The organism is Arenibacter palladensis (genome assembly GCF_900129275.1).
Taxonomy (GTDB): Bacteria; Bacteroidota; Bacteroidia; order Flavobacteriales; family Flavobacteriaceae; genus Arenibacter; species Arenibacter palladensis.
Genome location: NZ_FQUX01000012.1, coordinates 23,987 through 39,706, shown reverse-complemented (window position 1 = coordinate 39,706; position 15,720 = coordinate 23,987). Strand labels below are relative to the sequence as shown.

The following is a 15,720-nucleotide window of genomic DNA, read 5'->3' as shown; positions in this document are numbered from 1 at the left end:
GTTTGGTTTGACCGTTAAAAACAATAAAAAAACTTACTTATGAAAAAAAGAGACTTTTTAAAAAGTACCGCAGCTTTGGGTTTAACGGCTCTTCTGCCATCCTCCGTTTGGGCGTTGTCCAAAAATGGACGTTTAAGGACTGCCCATATCGGCGTTAGTAATATGGGAGGGGCCGATCTGGCTTCCATATCTTCGCATGAATTGGTGGACGTGGTAGCACTTTGCGATGTAGACTCCAAGGCATTGGCCGGGGCCAAGAAATTGCACCCCAACGCTGTAGTCTATAAGGATTACAGGGTGATGCTAAAAGAAATGAAAAACGATATAGATGCGGTTATAGTCTCCACCCCGGACCATACCCATGCGCCTGCTTCCATGATGGCCATGGAGTTCGATAAACCGGTATATTGTCAAAAACCACTTACCCATCACGTGGTAGAAGCTAGAGCGATGCGTAAAATGGCAAAAGAAAAAAACTTGGTGACGCAAATGGGAATCCAGGTTCATTCTTTCTACGATTACAAATTGGCCACCTTATTGATCCAATCCGGAATTATAGGGAAGGTAAGTACGGTTAGGGCATGGTCTCCCAAGAACTGGGGGTTTGATGGTCCTGAGCCGGAAGGATCTGATCCGGTACCCGAAAATTTGGATTGGAATCTTTGGTTGGGGACTTCTGCCGAAAGGCCATACAAGGAGGGGTATTACCATCCGGCCAATTGGAGAAAATTATTGGACTACGGTTGTGGTACTTTGGGCGATATGGGTGTGCATATTTTTGATACCCCGTATAACGCACTTAAATTGGACGTTCCCATGACCATAAAGAACCAATGTAGAAAACCTACAGGGTTTGGATTTCCTGAGAAAAACACCGTTACCTATACCTTTCCCGGAACCGAATATACGGCCGATACCTTAAAGTGGATCTGGTACGATGGTAAAGGGGCTCCTGAGAAGCATAAAGACCTAAAGTTGCCTAACAATGAGAAACTACCTGGACAAGGAGCAATGTTTGTAGGTGAAAAAGGAAGACTTTTATTGCCACATTTTATGGAATTGCCCAGACTTATTGTAGATGGTAAATATCAGGAACTGGATCTGTCCATTATTAAGGATCAAGAGGCTATTGGGGAACCGGTCAGGGACTACGATTCCGAAGGAAATAAACACTATCATCAGTTTGTGGATGCCTGTTTGGGAAAAGCCGAAACCTCGGCTCCCTTTGAATATTCGGCTCGACTTACCGAAACGATTTTGTTAGGGGTTATTGCCGGTCGTTTTCCAAATAAAACATTGCATTGGGATAATGCCACTGCTAGGTTTTCGGAACCTGAGGCCAATAAGTTCCTGGATGCACCGTACAGGGATTTCTAAAACAGTTTTCAATACATAAATCATAAAAGCCCATAGGCCATTTTTTATAGGAATGGCCATGGGCTTTTTTTATGGATGAATTTATGTTTTCCGTATTGGTAATATTTGGTTTTGTAATTATGATAAAACCATAAGATTCTTATCTTTAGGTTATGCAACAAAAGCCATCTTCTTTCTCTATTAAAAATTGGTCCGATGATGATAAGCCTCGTGAGAAATTGGTGCAAAAAGGAAAATCCGTTCTTTCCGATGCGGAGCTGATAGCTATATTAATTGGCTCGGGAAGTCGCAATGAAAGTGCGGTGGAGCTTGCGAAACGCATATTGGCCTCTGCGAACAACAATCTGAACGAATTGGGAAAATTGTCCATTAAACAACTAATGCAATTCAAGGGCATAGGGGAGGCAAAAGCGGTTTCCATCGCTGCCGCTCTGGAAATAGGAAGGAGACGTAGGGGAGAAGAGGCTCAGAAAATAACGAAAATCATTAGCAGTAAAAATGTCTTTGAACTTTTGCAGCCTAAAATGGGAGAACTGCCCCATGAGGAATTTTGGATAGTTTTTCTGAATAATTCCAACGCAGTGCTGCAGGCGGGGCAACTTAGCAAGGGAGGTATTACCGGAACATTGGTAGATGTTCGCTTGGTATTGAAACAAGCTTTGGAATTAGGTGCGGTAGGATTGATTTTGGCCCATAACCACCCTTCAGGTACTTTAAAACCAAGTGAGGCAGATAAACAAATTACAAAAAAACTAAAAGTGGCATCGGAAGCTCTGGATATAAAAGTTTTGGACCATATCATCATCACACAAAAAGAATACTTTAGTTTTGCAGATGAAAATATCCTTTAAAATGGGGCTTGTTAACTATGGTCTTGTACAGAGACTTCCGAAATCAAAAAAAATACATGTCTTTTTTAATAGTACTAAGTAAATAGTTATGTTGCTCATCTATACCCATAAAATTACACATCGCTTCAGTTATATTATGCGGCATATATTTACTACTATTTTGGGAATAGAGGTCACCTACACCACTAAAGTTGAGGATTTTATTAAACATACCGGGCCAAAGATAACCTACACCAAACAACCTTTACAGAATGAATTTTTTGTACGGAGCAACGACCTGTTGTTTGAACAGGGAATTAACGACATACAGATCTATCTAGCCGATTGGCAGGGTACACCTTGTTTTTTTGCGGCTGGCGATAGAAGCAATCTCCCTTTCGATATTTTTTCCGCTAGTTTTTATATGTTGAGTAGGTATGAAGAGTATTTGCCCCACGTTAAGGACATGCACGGTAGATTTTCACCCAAGGACAGTTTGGCTTTTCAAAATGATTTTCTGGAAAAGCCATTAGTGGACATTTGGGCACAAAAGTTATTGTCCGCGCTAAAGGAAAAATTCAAGGATCTTAAACACAAGCCAAGGCATTATAATTATGCCTCTATCATAGATGTTTCCAGCTCCCATTGTTTTGCATATAGAGGCTTTGTCCGTGGTATGTCAGGATTTTTTTATGATCTGGCCTCCCTTAAGATACGTAGGGTTTTTGATAGGGTTTCGGTATGGTTCAATTTAAAGAAAGATCCCTATGACAATTTTTTTGAGCTAATAGAATTGCACAGGAACAATAAGGTAAAGGGCATGTTCTTTTTTCAGTTCGCGGAATATTCCACTTATGACAAGAACGTATCCCCCAACAATAACAAATTTAAGCACCTAATCAAATCTGTAGCGGACTATGACAAGGTTTCTTTGTCCTGTTCCTATAGCTCCTTTAATGATATAGCCTTGCTTAAGGAAGAGAAAAAAAATCTTGCCAATGTAATCAATAGACCTGTGAGTAGTTCCCGTATGCGCTATAACAGGGTGGACATTCCCGAAACATATAGGAATTTGATCGAGGCCGGTTTTACGGACGATTATACCATGGGGTATACCCATGAAATTGGATTTAGGGCAGGTACCTGTACCCCTTTTTATTTTTACGATATCCCCTTGGAAGTTCAGCAACCTATTAAGATACACCCTTTTGCGGTGCATGATTATGGTTTATTGAAATACAGGAATAGGACGGAGGCATTTTCTGCTGTGGAAAGGCTTTATTTGGAAACTAAGAAGGTAAACGGGAAATTTATAACCGTTTTTTCAAATGAATTAATTGGGGGCGAAAGTAAATTGAATTGGAAGAAATTATATAGTAGTATTTTAAAGCGTGTAAATGTTTAAGAACCTTGTTACGGATGTTTTTTTTGATCTGGATCATACCCTATGGGATTTTGAAAAAAACTCTGCCCTTACATTTCAAAGAATTCTCGCGGAGAACTCCGTCAGTGTAGAGCTCAACGATTTTTTAAAGGTATATATTCCCATAAATTTTGAGTTTTGGAAGCTTTATAGGGAAGGGAAAATATCCAAAAGTGAACTCCGGTTCCAAAGATTGAAAATTACCTTTGATAAGCTTGGATATTCCATATCCAATGAATTAATAGATGTTCTATCCGATCAATATATTGAGTATTTGTCTTCCTACAACCACCTTTTTCCCAATACAACGGAGGTTTTGGACTATTTGAAGCCCCATTATAAATTACATATCATCACCAATGGTTTTCAGGAAATACAACATAAGAAATTACGCAGTTCCAATATTCATAATTATTTTGAGCATATAATTAATTCCGAAATGGCGGGTGTTAAAAAGCCAAACCCAATTATCTTTAGGTTGGCACTCGAAAAGGCCAAAGTGCAGCCCCATAAATCCCTCATGATCGGAGATAGTTTGGAGGCAGATATTTTGGGGGCAAGGTCTGTAGGGCTGCATACCCTTCATTTCAACGCCAATAATGAACCAAAGCACGAATATTGCGACATGATTCACGATTTGAGTGAAATAAAATCTTATTTATAGAGTTATAATTTGTAGTAACACTATAACAACACGGTACCAGTAGTTGTTCTTGTAAGGTTTGGTATGAAAAATAGATTTTTGTTTCCCTGCATTATTTTGCTTGCACTATATTCCTGTATAGAAAGGCAAAACTTCGACCAATATGAGGATTTGGAAATTATCCCTACAGTAGAGGCCAGTATATTGTATATAGAATCGCCTGAAAGACTGCTAAATGAAATTCCCGGACAGGATTTTTATTCCCAAGATTTTAATTTTGACGGTTTTAGCGTAGATGCTTTCTCGGATCGGGTTTTGGATGGCTTTGTATTTTATGAAATTGAGAATACTACCAGTAAGGAAATGGAGGCCACGGTTGAATTTTTGGATGAAGGTGGGAATACCCTGGACACCCAATATTTTCATATAGATCCGGCTCCGACGCCCCTAGTGCAGTTACAGGTGGCCTATGGAATTGGAACCGGACGCAGCATAGAAATCATAAAAAACACTTCAAGTATTAAGGTCAGTGTTCGAAATTTAGGCGATAATAGTAGTGTATCCAATCTCCCGGACCCTAAAATTATTTTTAGGTCCAGTGGACAATTCAGACTTCGTTTAAAATGAGACAAGTTAAACTCGTCTTATTATCCTGGTTGCTGGGCTGTTTCTTTATTACTGCCCAGAACAAACAAATACTGTACGATTTTACAGAGATTCCCCAAGCGTTAATGGTTAATCCAGGAATGTCCACAGATTTTCAATGGTATGCCGGAATTCCCGTGTTGTCTGGAATTTCATTTCAGGCAGGGAGTAGTGGGCTTACTGTAAACGATCTGTTTGCGGACGACGGAGTGGACTTTAATGTCAAGGTCAGGGAACTGGCCATATATGGTATGAGTACCCGCGATGAGCTTAGCGGTACTTATCAGGTGGAATTATTGAATGGTGGTTTTCGCGGCCGTAATCGGGATAATTTCTACTCTTTCGGGATTTACAATGAAGGTGATGCCATCGGCTATTGGTTTAAGGATTATGCCATCTTGGCTTTTGAGGGCAATGCCAATCAATTGGGAAGAAAATTTGATCTCGAACATTTAAAAACACGTGGGGAAATGCTCAATGTGTTTCATTTCGGATTGAATAAAAGAGTGGATGGAGCCCTGACGATTGGCGGAAGAGCAAAAATTTACTCCAGTGCCTTCAATTTTTCATCTACCAAAAACAAAGGATATTTTGTAACCAATGAGGGGCAAAACAACCTCTTGGCCAATACCTTGGATGCCGACCTGGAATTAAGGTCCTCCGGACTTAATGAGATTGAGGATGCCTTGGATAATGATACTTCCCTTTTGCCTGGAATATTAACCAGAAGACTCTTTTTTGGGGGAGATCTGGGATTTGGTATCGACCTGGGATTTACTTATAAACTTAACAAACAAACCGTAATAACCGGAAGTTTGTTGGATTTGGGCTTCGTTTATAGTTCCACCGACGTTAAGAACTATACCATAAAGGGCAATGCCACCGTGGAAGGAATAGAAGTTATTCTGCCGGATGCATTTTCAAACTCCAATGCCGATTTTTGGCAAGATTTGGTGGATGAGGTGGATGCATTGGTCCCGCACGGCACCAATGATAAGAGTTATATTTATTTTAGGCCTACCAAATTGTATGGTTCCTTACGTTATAATTGGGGAGAACCCTCTAATCCTAGTATGGATTGCGACTGTAACTATATAGTGTCCAAACGGAAGGACTACACCAAATACGCCAATGGTGTGGGTGGTCAATTGTATATGATTAATAGGCCCAGAGGGCCACAAGCTGCACTTACCGCCTTTTATTTACGAAGATTTGGAAGGGCATTGGCGCTTAAAACAACCTATACCGTAGATAAGTTCTCCTGGAGCAATATTGGCCTAGGACTTAATCTACAGGCCGGCCCGTTAAATTTTTATGTTATGGCGGACAACCTATTGGCCTATAGGAACCTGGCGGATAGTCACTACTCCTCTTTTCAATTAGGATTAAATATTATATCTTGGGGGAAGAAATAATATTGGAACTATTGCAACCAACATCAAGATATTTAAATGTTCCTTTGTAGGGAGTAAATTTGAGCTTTTAATGTCTAAAAGCCATATTGGTTTGGTTTTTGCTCCCATTATTATTTATGTCTGAAAATTTATGCCCGTGAATGGATCACAAAAGGATGGTGGTACCTTTTTTTTGTGGATAAAGTTCAAGGAGCACCGGGCGACATTATCGAGATTAACAATGAAATTTGAAATGATGAAAAACCTTTTTTTACCCCTTATTTTAATGTGTGGCTTTTTGGGCATGTCACAAGCGGAATTAAACAAATACAAGTACATTATAGTCCCAACCAAATTTGAAACCTTTAAAAATGAAAATCAGTATCAGACCAGTACAATGATCAAATATAATCTTGTCGAAAATGGCTTTACAGCAGTTTATGACAATGATATGCCTGCGGATCTGTTAGCCAACAGATGTCTTGGTCTGCTTTTGAATCTTAAGGATGACTCGTCCATGTTTACTACGAAGGTAACCCTGACCCTTAAGGATTGTCAGTCCAATGTGGTCTACACTACCGTAGAAGGTAGTAGCAAAGAGAAGGACTACAAATCCGCTTATTCCGAGGCAATAAAGGAATGTTTTAAATCTTTGTCAGGGATAGGGTACAAATATGAACCTAGCGGGGATACCGCTGAGGTGACCGTAAGCTTTAAAAATGACGTTAAACGATTGGAAAAAGCAGCTGAAAAGGACAAAGACATAAGTTTCGAAGATATAGTTGAAAATAAACCCCAAGAAAAAGATAAAGACATAAGATTTGGAGATTTGGCTGAAGATAAAATCGAATCCAATCGGCAGAATGTAATACAACAAAAGGCCACCTTGGAGGAGCAATCCTACAAGAGCATGGAACCGGTTCAGTCCAATATTACCAAGGCAGAGAATATGCCTACCGTGGCATTACCGGATGTGGATTACAAGACAGATGATTCTGGGGTGTTATATGCACAGGCCATTGCAAACGGTTTTCAATTGGTAGACAGCACACCTAAAATAACATTGAGGATGTACGCCACCTCCCAGGCCAATTTCTATATTGCCGAAGGGGATGTGCATAGTGGTGCGGTTTTGAAAAAAGGCGACAAGTGGTATTTTGAGTATTATGAAGGCGACAAATTAATGGGTCAGGAATTGAATATTAAATTCTAAATCAACTTAGATATTTCTTGCTTAATTAGAAGTTATATTTATCTTTCCACCGTTTCTTCAGGAAATCTTTGATGGCATTTTCCCGTTGATTATTGCCCGGACGGTAAAAACTGGTTTTTGCTACTTCTTTAGGCATAAATTCTTCGGCTACAAAATTATTTTCGTAGTCATGGGCATATTTATAATCTTCCCCGTAACCTAGGTCTTTCATTAGTTTGGTAGGGGCGTTCCGCAGTGCCAAGGGTACGGATAGGTCCCCTGTTTGTTTTACGGTTTGCTGGGCTTTGTTTATGGCCATATAACTGGCATTGCTCTTTGCTGAGGTGGCCAAATAGATAACGCACTGACTCAATATGATCCTAGCTTCGGGATATCCTATGGTAGTAACGGCCTGAAAAGTAGTATTCGCCATTACCAGGGCCGTAGGGTTGGCATTGCCAATGTCTTCGGAGGCTAGAATAATTAGGCGCCTGGCAATAAACTTCACATCCTCTCCGCCTTCGATCATCCTGGCCAACCAATATACCGCCGCATTGGGGTCGCTTCCTCTTATCGATTTTATAAAAGCGGAGATAATGTCGTAATGTTGCTCACCAGTTTTATCATAAAGAACTGTGTTCTTCTGAATTTTGCTCAATACCAGATCGTCCGTAATGGTCACGGTATCCGTTTCTTCCGAATTGATGATAAGCTCGAAGATGTTTAACAATTTTCTTCCATCACCCCCAGAGAGACGCAGTAGCGCTTCGGTTTCCTTGAGTTTTATTTTTTTGGTTTTTAAAAACTTGTCCTCTGTCATTGCCCTGTGGAGCATGGCTTCAAGATCTTCTTTTCCAAAGGGATTTAGTATATAAACCTGACAGCGGGAAAGTAGCGCGGGAATTACCTCGAAGCTGGGGTTTTCCGTGGTGGCACCTATTAGGGTGACCCATCCTTTTTCCACGGCCCCCAACAGGGAATCCTGCTGCGATTTGCTAAAGCGATGGATTTCATCAATAAAAAGAATAGGGTTTTTGGTCGTGAACAAGCCTCCGCTTTGCTTGGCCTTTTCTATAACTTCCCGTACATCCTTTACGCCACTGCTAATAGCACTCAAGGTATAGAAAGGACGGCCACTTTCTTGGGCAATAATATTGGCCAAGGTGGTTTTTCCTGTTCCTGGAGGCCCCCACAGTATCAATGATGGTAGGATTCCTTTTTTTATTTGATGGGTCAATGACCCATTTTCTCCCACCAAATGATTTTGGCTTATATAATCCTCTAAAGTTTTGGGACGTACCCTTTCTGCTAGTGGCTCGTTCATAGAACAAAAATAAGACATTTAAAGGGATGACAATTTATCCGAAAATGGATTCTTGGCCAGAATATTGAATTAAGTTTTGTAATTCAGTTAATGCACAGAGGTTACATGATATTAAATACAATAATGTTTAGAACGTAGGGTCAAAAAAAATCGTTTCAAAAGGTGAAGTGAATGAAGCATTAAGTATTTTGTGTTGGATAAATGAGGTTAAATTTTGTAAAGGCTTGGTGTTATTTATCTTGAATTCTTACAAAATGTTCTCCTGGTTTAAAAGTTTTGAAATGTAATAACCAATAAGTTCTTTTCTTGAAGGGGGTGTGGAAAAGTAATTTTAGGTTTTTGGTGAGGGTCAAGTGGTGCTTATTATTGTAAAATTCTGGTATTGGGTGTTTGGTGTTTTTGCAAAGTTCTAATTAAGTGCCAAAGTCCATTGATTTTAGAAAATGATAAATGTAGAATCAAATAAATTCCCCTCTTGAGAGGGGTTAGGGGTGTGTAAAAAACAAAAGCAAATGTTAAAAAGAAAGATTATACCCTATAATCCCGAGCTTAAACAGTTGGCAAGACAGCTTAGGAATAATGCCACCAAAGCTGAAATTTTCCTTTGGCAAAGACTTATAGGGAAACAGATGTATGGATTGGATTTTCATCGCCAAAAACTAATAGACAATTATATAATAGATTTCTTTTGCCATGAATTGATGCTGGGCATTGAGGTCGATGGTTATTCCCATTAAATTATTAAGTCTTCGATAAAGATGTAAAGAAAGAAGGGGTTATGAATATGTTAGGAATCTATATGCTTAGATTTTCAGATGAACAAGTGTTAAAAGGTACCGACAATGTGATTAGAGCAATAGAATGGTATATTGCTAATTTCGAAGAACACACCCCTGGCCCCTCTCAAGAGGGGAGCTGAAAGCAGCTTTAGGTAATTCTCGTGGCATAGAAGCAGAAAAGTGACTTTATGCCTTAAGTAGGATTAACAAGGCCATTGAATTAAGTTTTATATTTCGGATATGACAGAGAGCAACTATTTTAAATTTTCCAATTCAGTAGTGGTATTTCCATTGTTGGCGGTACTCTCTATCTGGACCGTTTATTGGTTTGAAATTCGGTTTCAGGTCAATTTTAACGATTTTGGTGTTTATCCTAGAACTTTGGAGGGATTAAGGGGAATTGTCTTTAGTCCGTTTATACATTCGTCCGTAGAGCACCTATATAATAATACCATTCCGATTGCCATACTTACGGCATCCCTTGCTTATTTCTATAGGAATATAGCCATTAAAGTGTTGTTGTGGGGTATCCTTTTATCTGGTGCTATAACCTGGCTCATAGGAAGGCCATCCTATCATATTGGAGTCAGTGGATTGATTTATGTACTGGTGAGTTTTATTTTTTTTAAAGGAATTTTATCCAAGCATTACCGCTTGGTTGCCTTATCCTTGATGGTGGTTTTTATCTACGGTAGTTTACTGTGGTATATTTTCCCTGTCGAGGATGGTATTTCTTGGGAAGGTCATTTGGGTGGATTTCTCACAGGTATATTTTTGGCCTTTGCCATAAAGGCCCCACTACCCAAATTGAAAAAATATGATTGGGAGAAGGAGGACTATAATGAAGAAGAGGATGAATTTCTTAAACATTTTGATGAACACGGAAATTTTATTGAGAGCAGGCCTCCAATAGAGGATGGGGATATCATAATAAAATATCATTTCAAAAAAGATTCTGGAGAAGGGAAGGAAGATCAATAGACTAGGCAGAGTAATTCCAGCCAAGAATGGAATTGAACGTTTTAGGGTTCAGTCCCTTTGGAATTTGGAATAACTCTTAAAGCTGTTATGTGATGATGGGTTTTTTCTACAACTCTTGTCGCTGCCTTACCGCTTCGTAAAGGAAAACTCCACAAGCTACCGAGACATTGAGGGATCCTATCTCTCCTAACAAGGGAAGCTTTGCCATATGGTCCGCAGCCTTTAGAATGGAAGGGGAGATGCCGACATCTTCCGATCCCATGATTATGGCGCAAGGCTCCTTAAAGGAAACTTCATATATGGTGTTCTCGGTTTTTTCAGTGGCGGCAATAACCTTTATACCTGAAGCCTGTAGATAATAAACGGCATCCTTTATGTGGTCTATTTTGGCAATAGGCACTCTAAAAGCGGCTCCGGCAGAGGTCTTAATGGTGTCTGCAGTAACCGGGGCAGCTCCTTTTTTCTGAATTATGATTCCGTCTACTCCTGTACACTCGGCCGTTCTTATGATGGCTCCAAAATTCCGTACATCCGAGAGCTGGTCCAATAATAGGAAAAGGGGTGTTGTCTTGGTCTCCAATGTTTTTTCAACCAATTCTTCAACGGTTAAAAAGGTGATTGGGGATATATTGGCTACAACGCCCTGATGGTTATTCTTGGTAAGTCGGTTTAATTTTTCAATAGGCACATAGGAAGCGGTAATACCGTTTTTGCGGATCAGTGTTTCCATATCCTTGGACAGATCTCCCTTTAATCCTTTCTGTATAAAAACCTTGTCTATTGGTTCATTGGATTTTATGGCTTCTATTACGGCTCTGATGCCATAAATTTGTTCGGTGTTCTTCATGGGGTAAAGGTAGAAAAAAAGGACATCCTACAATGTCTTTTTGTTTTTGTAATTAGAAAATCTATTGACTACAGTTTCCAATATTAAAATTAAGCTCTATAGGATCGCCCGGAGCAATATTTTTATTTGAAAATCCAGGGAAATTCTCACTGTATTTAAGAGCCATAAATACATTGCTGATGGGTTCTTCGCCTTGATGTAATATCTCGCCCGAATTTGTTTCCGGGTTAATGTATTCCCATACAATTTCATTGTTGGGATTAATCTCAAAAAATTTACCTTTGGTTCCCTCACAAATCAAAGTGTTGCCGTTAGGTAACCTTTGTACACTGGATAATATTTTGGAAAAGAAATCCCCTTTATTGGGTGCTTTATAAGACCATTCAGGCTGTAGTGGTCCAAAAGAGGATTCTTCATCATAGATGTAATTTCCAAAAGAATCAACGGGTGGTGTAATGATATCAATAGACGAATGATTGGGGTTTCTACCGGTACCGTTATTGAATAATATAATTTTATCTTGATCTTTAAGGCCTTTGTCAATCCATTGTGCATTGTGCTGTCCAAACAATATTTGGTTCATTTCCGAACCTTGATTGTAGGCTATGGGATTCCCCCATCTATATAAAATATCTCCTCCTTTGCCCATCCTTCCTCCATTGTTTGTAGCGGCTTCTTCTTTTGAGGTAGAATGGTCTATTATATATATTTCATTCAATTTTTGTGAACTTAATATAATTTGATCCAAAGACTCGTTAAATTGTAAGGAGTTAAAATGAAGCCAATCTTTTTCTCCCGTCGAAATCCCTAAAAAATTAATATTGATCAATTGAGGATTTAATGAGATATTGCCAAAGTTTTCTTTGGTGCTATCAAGGTCTTGTATTAAATGATCCCAAGCATTCCATTCCCAAATAATATTCCCGCCGTTATTACCTTGAGGTTCTATTTCTATAATCTGTTCATTATATAATTCACCTTCGATTATATATTGTGGGTCCCGGCCTGCTGCAATAGCCTCTTCATATGTTTTCCTTGTCGCGGCCAATAATAGGATATTGCCATTTTCCATGGGGTAAAGTCCGTGGTGTTGGCTATATAGGGAGGTAGAGTAGATATATTGCCACGTTTTGTCTCCATTCCAATCAAATTTTTCTATTATTCCGCCCAACCCGCCATAGGTGATATTTGGATTGTCGTATTTCCCTGCTCTAAGCAAAGAACCGTCCTCTAGTAAATAATAAGCCCCACCTCTATCATAATCGCTGATCCAATGATTAATAATTTGCCCGCAGTTGTTTATTAAATAGGTGTCCTTGTGGATAGTGAATAAGGTGTATCCAGCGTAAACTTCAGAGCTGTATTTAATAGTTCCTAGAGTGTTATTGTTTGGAATTTTAATAGTGTCTATAGCTGTGACAGGATCTGGTTCTGGAGTATTGGTGTTAGTTGGTCCTTCATTGGAACATCCCATTATAAACAAGAAAAACAAAGAAATAAGTATGGAGCCAATAAACTTTGACATTAGTGAAAATTTTGTTTTTAATAAAAATATTAATTCTTTACAGATCAATTATTTAGACAATAGGAATGAAATAAAAAAAAGCGGCCTTAGTGGCCGCTTTTTAATTTAATACTGAGTTACCTGGTAAATAATTGCGGCCAATCCAATCCGCCTTCCCTAGTAATTACAACTGTGCCAGAATCTCCATAGTCATTAGTCCATGTCATGGTTAACTCAGGACCGGTTACATCCGTAATTACCCAGATGTATTCTAGACCATATTGGTCGAGGCCTCCGGAAATGATTTCACCACAAACCTCGCTAAAAGTGGCTCCACCACTTGTGGCTGGGCCATCGTTCCAGCATGATGATTCGTATTGGCCAAAACCTAGGTCGGAAGTGAGGTAATTGCCTCCACCCTGGTCGGTCCAAGTAACTGAGCCTGTAACTTCTCCTGTAGGACAGGCTGTAGGACTGTTAGCTGCTTGAAGATTGGTGGTAACGTATGTATGGGTTCCTCCCAAATCTGATAGACAGGACACGACATAATCCAATTTAACAGTAAAATTGGGATAAGCGTTGAAATCTGCAGCATAATAATTTGGTTCTCCTTTACTATTAAGAACTTCAAGTTTGGAGCCATCTTCAAACGTATAGGATGTAAAAAATTTAAGGACATCTCCTACTTGTATATCAGCAGCACTATTTAATTCTGAAAAGGCACCTATTATTTGGGTCCCAGTAATTGAATACTCCTTAGGATATTCGGTAACACCGGCATCCAAGGTAATTGGTCCGTACAAATCACCATCTACAGTAAGGTAGTACGCCTTTAGGTCAAAGGATGTAGGTTCTCCTACACCTACACCAACTGTGAACTGTAGGTTTAGATTAGTTATTCCTGTAAGATCAATAAAATCAGGGCTTCCAGCTACCATTTTAAAATCGGGTAGGGCACCATTGGTCGTATTGATTGCCGAAGTGCCCCCGTCATCATCACAAGACGTATTTAGCACAAATAGGGCTAAAAAAAGGCTTAATATATATATGTTTTTCATGTTATGAATTTTATCTATTAATTATCCCAAAATATTTTATAGGTCGTAGCATCCTTCTGGGCAGGTGCATTCTCATTAACGTTCAATTCGGCTTGTGGCCAAAATAGGGAAACCTGATACGGTCTTGTTAATGTTGTTTCACTGTCGTTTAAAGGCCATTCATCTCCATTGTCCAATTGATATTCTGGAGAAGGTCCATTGGGATTGGCCAATACAGGGTACCCGGTTCTTCTGTAATCATTATATTGATCAAAAGGATCTCCAAAAGTGGACACCCATTTTTGGGTCATTATAATTTCCATCTTTTTAGCTTCGGAAGCAGCATCGTATTCCGCCAATACTCCATCTATGAAATCGGCCACTGCAGTGGTTCCTTCTAATTTTGGAACGGTTTGGTCAGTTTCCGAATTGGCAACTACAACATCCACCTTTTTAAAAGCTGCGGTCATAGCATCTTCCAACACTGTTCTTGCATCACCGGAAATTACATTGGCCTGAATTAATTCGGCCATGATAAATAAAGATTCATGATACGTTAACATCCTATGAGGAGCTGCACCTGTACCGGAATTTACATCGGCATCACCACCTTCACCGTCATCATATCTACCTCCGGCAGGATAAATCCCTGGGTAGGTAGAAGATTCCCTCGAAGCAAAATCCCTATTAGGGCTTACACTACCAAATCTAATGGTATGGAAACCTGTGTTTCTATCCCAATAATCCGCCTTAGGGTCACCTGTAGTTGGATCACCAACATCTGGAGGTAATTGTCCAGGGGTCAACTGGTTAAAGAAATAGTAAGGAAGCCTAGGGTCTTCAAGTCCATTGTGTATGTTTGGATTCCATCCTTTAAGGATTTCGTAGAACCAAGGGCTGGCATAATGGCTAGTTTGACCTGTTGTGTAAGTAGTTCTAAAAAGTGGGTTTCTCTCTTCTGCCGGTGATTGGGTAGTAGAGTAAGGAAATTCAAAATCGTCAGCGCTACTGGCCATAAAATTGTCTGCCGCAATTAGAGCATTTAATTTACCTGCATTAAACAGGGAGGATAAACGAATTTCGTTGTACAATTTTAACTTCAGGGTATTCACGAATTTGTTCCATTTGGAAATACTTCCACTGTAGAACAAATCTTGGGTTCCAGGATTTGAACCTTGTCCACTGTTAATATTGGCTAGACCTTCGTCAATCAGTGCCAATGCATTTTCGTAAATGGCAGTCTGATCATCAAAAACCGGACTAACAATGCCTGTGGCAAGCTTGGATGCCTCGGAATAAGGCGCATCTCCCCAGATATCTGCAATAATGGTGGCGGTGTATCCTTTAAGTACTTTGGCCATTCCTACAATGATCATCTCCTCTTCGGCAGTTCCTTGCTCAATTATGATATCAGCTTCAGTTATTACCGAATAGGCAACATCCCAAGAATTTTGGATATCGGTATTATCCTGCCTGGTACCGTATTGATCCTGCTCTTCACGGAAGGTGAATTGGTGTACATAGGCGGAAAGTTCTTCTGCCATATAAACCCTAAATTCAGTAATCAGATTAAAATTTCTCTCCGTGTCCGTCAAAAGTTGATCTAGAGGAGCTGTAGTAGGATTGTTTGGGTCGGTATTCACATCCAAATAGTCACTACAATTGTAGAAAAGTAAAGACACCAATGCTACGGCGAACATTGTGCGGCTTTTCAGATTTATTTTAAATATATTTTTCATAGTTC

At 39.6% G+C, this 15,720-nt stretch carries 14 protein-coding genes; 9 read left to right on the top strand and 5 right to left on the bottom strand.

Features of this window, described 5'->3' with window-relative positions; all coding sequences use genetic code 11:
* Window positions 1-39 precede the first annotated feature (39 nt).
* The 7 genes from BUA60_RS21370 (at window position 40) to BUA60_RS21340 (ending at window position 7,525) form a co-directional block, all read left to right on the top strand.
* Complete coding sequence (locus tag BUA60_RS21370; protein WP_072865389.1) at window positions 40-1,377, top strand: Gfo/Idh/MocA family protein; 1,338 nt, start codon at window positions 40-42, stop codon at window positions 1,375-1,377.
* A gap of 152 nt (window positions 1,378-1,529) precedes the next feature.
* Window positions 1,530-2,228 carry a RadC family protein gene (gene radC, locus BUA60_RS21365; RefSeq protein WP_072865387.1) on the top strand — a complete coding sequence of 233 codons (699 nt, stop codon included), beginning with the start codon at window positions 1,530-1,532 and terminating at the stop codon, window positions 2,226-2,228.
* An 88-nt stretch (window positions 2,229-2,316) separates the two neighbouring features.
* The gene (locus BUA60_RS21360; protein WP_072865385.1) at window positions 2,317-3,612 is read left to right on the top strand and encodes a polysaccharide deacetylase family protein; all 1,296 of its coding nucleotides are present in this window, start codon (window positions 2,317-2,319) and stop codon (window positions 3,610-3,612) included.
* Window positions 3,605-4,294, top strand: coding sequence for a YjjG family noncanonical pyrimidine nucleotidase (locus tag BUA60_RS21355; protein WP_072865383.1), 690 nt, complete (start codon window positions 3,605-3,607; stop codon window positions 4,292-4,294). Before BUA60_RS21360 ends, BUA60_RS21355 begins: the two co-directional genes overlap by 8 nt.
* 63 nt (window positions 4,295-4,357) lie before the next feature.
* Window positions 4,358-4,900, top strand: coding sequence for a hypothetical protein (locus BUA60_RS21350; RefSeq protein WP_072865381.1), 543 nt, complete (start codon window positions 4,358-4,360; stop codon window positions 4,898-4,900).
* On the top strand, window positions 4,897-6,333 hold the full coding sequence (locus BUA60_RS21345) for a DUF5723 family protein (protein ID WP_072865379.1): 1,437 nt from the start codon (window positions 4,897-4,899) through the stop codon (window positions 6,331-6,333). Before BUA60_RS21350 ends, BUA60_RS21345 begins: the two co-directional genes overlap by 4 nt.
* 232 nt (window positions 6,334-6,565) lie before the next feature.
* Window positions 6,566-7,525 (top strand): hypothetical protein, encoded by a 960-nt coding sequence (locus BUA60_RS21340; protein WP_143153254.1) that lies wholly within the window; start codon window positions 6,566-6,568, stop codon window positions 7,523-7,525.
* A 25-nt stretch (window positions 7,526-7,550) separates the two neighbouring features.
* On the opposite strand, the gene BUA60_RS21335 is transcribed toward BUA60_RS21340, so the two are convergent.
* Entirely contained in the window at window positions 7,551-8,828 is a 1,278-nt protein-coding gene (locus BUA60_RS21335) for a replication-associated recombination protein A (RefSeq protein WP_072865375.1), read from the bottom strand.
* 512 nt (window positions 8,829-9,340) lie between these two features.
* Here BUA60_RS21335 and BUA60_RS23335 point away from each other — a divergent pair.
* The gene (locus BUA60_RS23335) at window positions 9,341-9,565 is read left to right on the top strand and encodes an endonuclease domain-containing protein (RefSeq protein ID WP_245802603.1); all 225 of its coding nucleotides are present in this window, start codon (window positions 9,341-9,343) and stop codon (window positions 9,563-9,565) included.
* Window positions 9,566-9,847: 282 nt separating this feature from the next.
* A complete protein-coding gene (locus BUA60_RS21325) occupies window positions 9,848-10,588 on the top strand; it encodes a rhomboid family intramembrane serine protease (RefSeq protein ID WP_072865373.1) in 741 nt (246 codons plus the stop codon).
* A 106-nt stretch (window positions 10,589-10,694) separates the two neighbouring features.
* Here the strand turns inward: BUA60_RS21325 and rlmB are convergent, their stop codons facing one another.
* From rlmB to BUA60_RS21305, 4 genes are all read right to left on the bottom strand, one after another.
* A complete protein-coding gene (rlmB, locus tag BUA60_RS21320; protein WP_072865371.1) occupies window positions 10,695-11,435 on the bottom strand; it encodes a 23S rRNA (guanosine(2251)-2'-O)-methyltransferase RlmB in 741 nt (246 codons plus the stop codon).
* A gap of 61 nt (window positions 11,436-11,496) precedes the next feature.
* Window positions 11,497-12,960: an aryl-sulfate sulfotransferase gene (locus BUA60_RS21315; RefSeq protein WP_084532719.1), complete on the bottom strand. Its 1,464-nt coding sequence runs from the start codon at window positions 12,958-12,960 to the stop codon at window positions 11,497-11,499.
* A 116-nt stretch (window positions 12,961-13,076) separates the two neighbouring features.
* Window positions 13,077-13,997: a hypothetical protein gene (locus BUA60_RS21310; RefSeq protein ID WP_072865366.1), complete on the bottom strand. Its 921-nt coding sequence runs from the start codon at window positions 13,995-13,997 to the stop codon at window positions 13,077-13,079.
* 17 nt (window positions 13,998-14,014) lie between these two features.
* Window positions 14,015-15,715: a SusD/RagB family nutrient-binding outer membrane lipoprotein gene (locus BUA60_RS21305; protein WP_072865363.1), complete on the bottom strand. Its 1,701-nt coding sequence runs from the start codon at window positions 15,713-15,715 to the stop codon at window positions 14,015-14,017.
* Window positions 15,716-15,720: the final 5 nt, after the last annotated feature.

Coding starts and splice junctions, on each gene's coding strand:
- BUA60_RS21370 (WP_072865389.1), top strand. CDS start 40: ATGAAAAAAAGAGACTTTTTAAAAAGTACCGCAGCTTTGGGTTTAACG.
- radC (WP_072865387.1), top strand. CDS start 1,530: ATGCAACAAAAGCCATCTTCTTTCTCTATTAAAAATTGGTCCGATGAT.
- BUA60_RS21360 (WP_072865385.1), top strand. CDS start 2,317: ATGTTGCTCATCTATACCCATAAAATTACACATCGCTTCAGTTATATT.
- BUA60_RS21355 (WP_072865383.1), top strand. CDS start 3,605: ATGTTTAAGAACCTTGTTACGGATGTTTTTTTTGATCTGGATCATACC.
- BUA60_RS21350 (WP_072865381.1), top strand. CDS start 4,358: ATGAAAAATAGATTTTTGTTTCCCTGCATTATTTTGCTTGCACTATAT.
- BUA60_RS21345 (WP_072865379.1), top strand. CDS start 4,897: ATGAGACAAGTTAAACTCGTCTTATTATCCTGGTTGCTGGGCTGTTTC.
- BUA60_RS21340 (WP_143153254.1), top strand. CDS start 6,566: ATGATGAAAAACCTTTTTTTACCCCTTATTTTAATGTGTGGCTTTTTG.
- BUA60_RS21335 (WP_072865375.1), bottom strand. CDS start 8,828: ATGAACGAGCCACTAGCAGAAAGGGTACGTCCCAAAACTTTAGAGGAT.
- BUA60_RS23335 (WP_245802603.1), top strand. CDS start 9,341: ATGTTAAAAAGAAAGATTATACCCTATAATCCCGAGCTTAAACAGTTG.
- BUA60_RS21325 (WP_072865373.1), top strand. CDS start 9,848: ATGACAGAGAGCAACTATTTTAAATTTTCCAATTCAGTAGTGGTATTT.
- rlmB (WP_072865371.1), bottom strand. CDS start 11,435: ATGAAGAACACCGAACAAATTTATGGCATCAGAGCCGTAATAGAAGCC.
- BUA60_RS21315 (WP_084532719.1), bottom strand. CDS start 12,960: ATGTCAAAGTTTATTGGCTCCATACTTATTTCTTTGTTTTTCTTGTTT.
- BUA60_RS21310 (WP_072865366.1), bottom strand. CDS start 13,997: ATGAAAAACATATATATATTAAGCCTTTTTTTAGCCCTATTTGTGCTA.
- BUA60_RS21305 (WP_072865363.1), bottom strand. CDS start 15,715: ATGAAAAATATATTTAAAATAAATCTGAAAAGCCGCACAATGTTCGCC.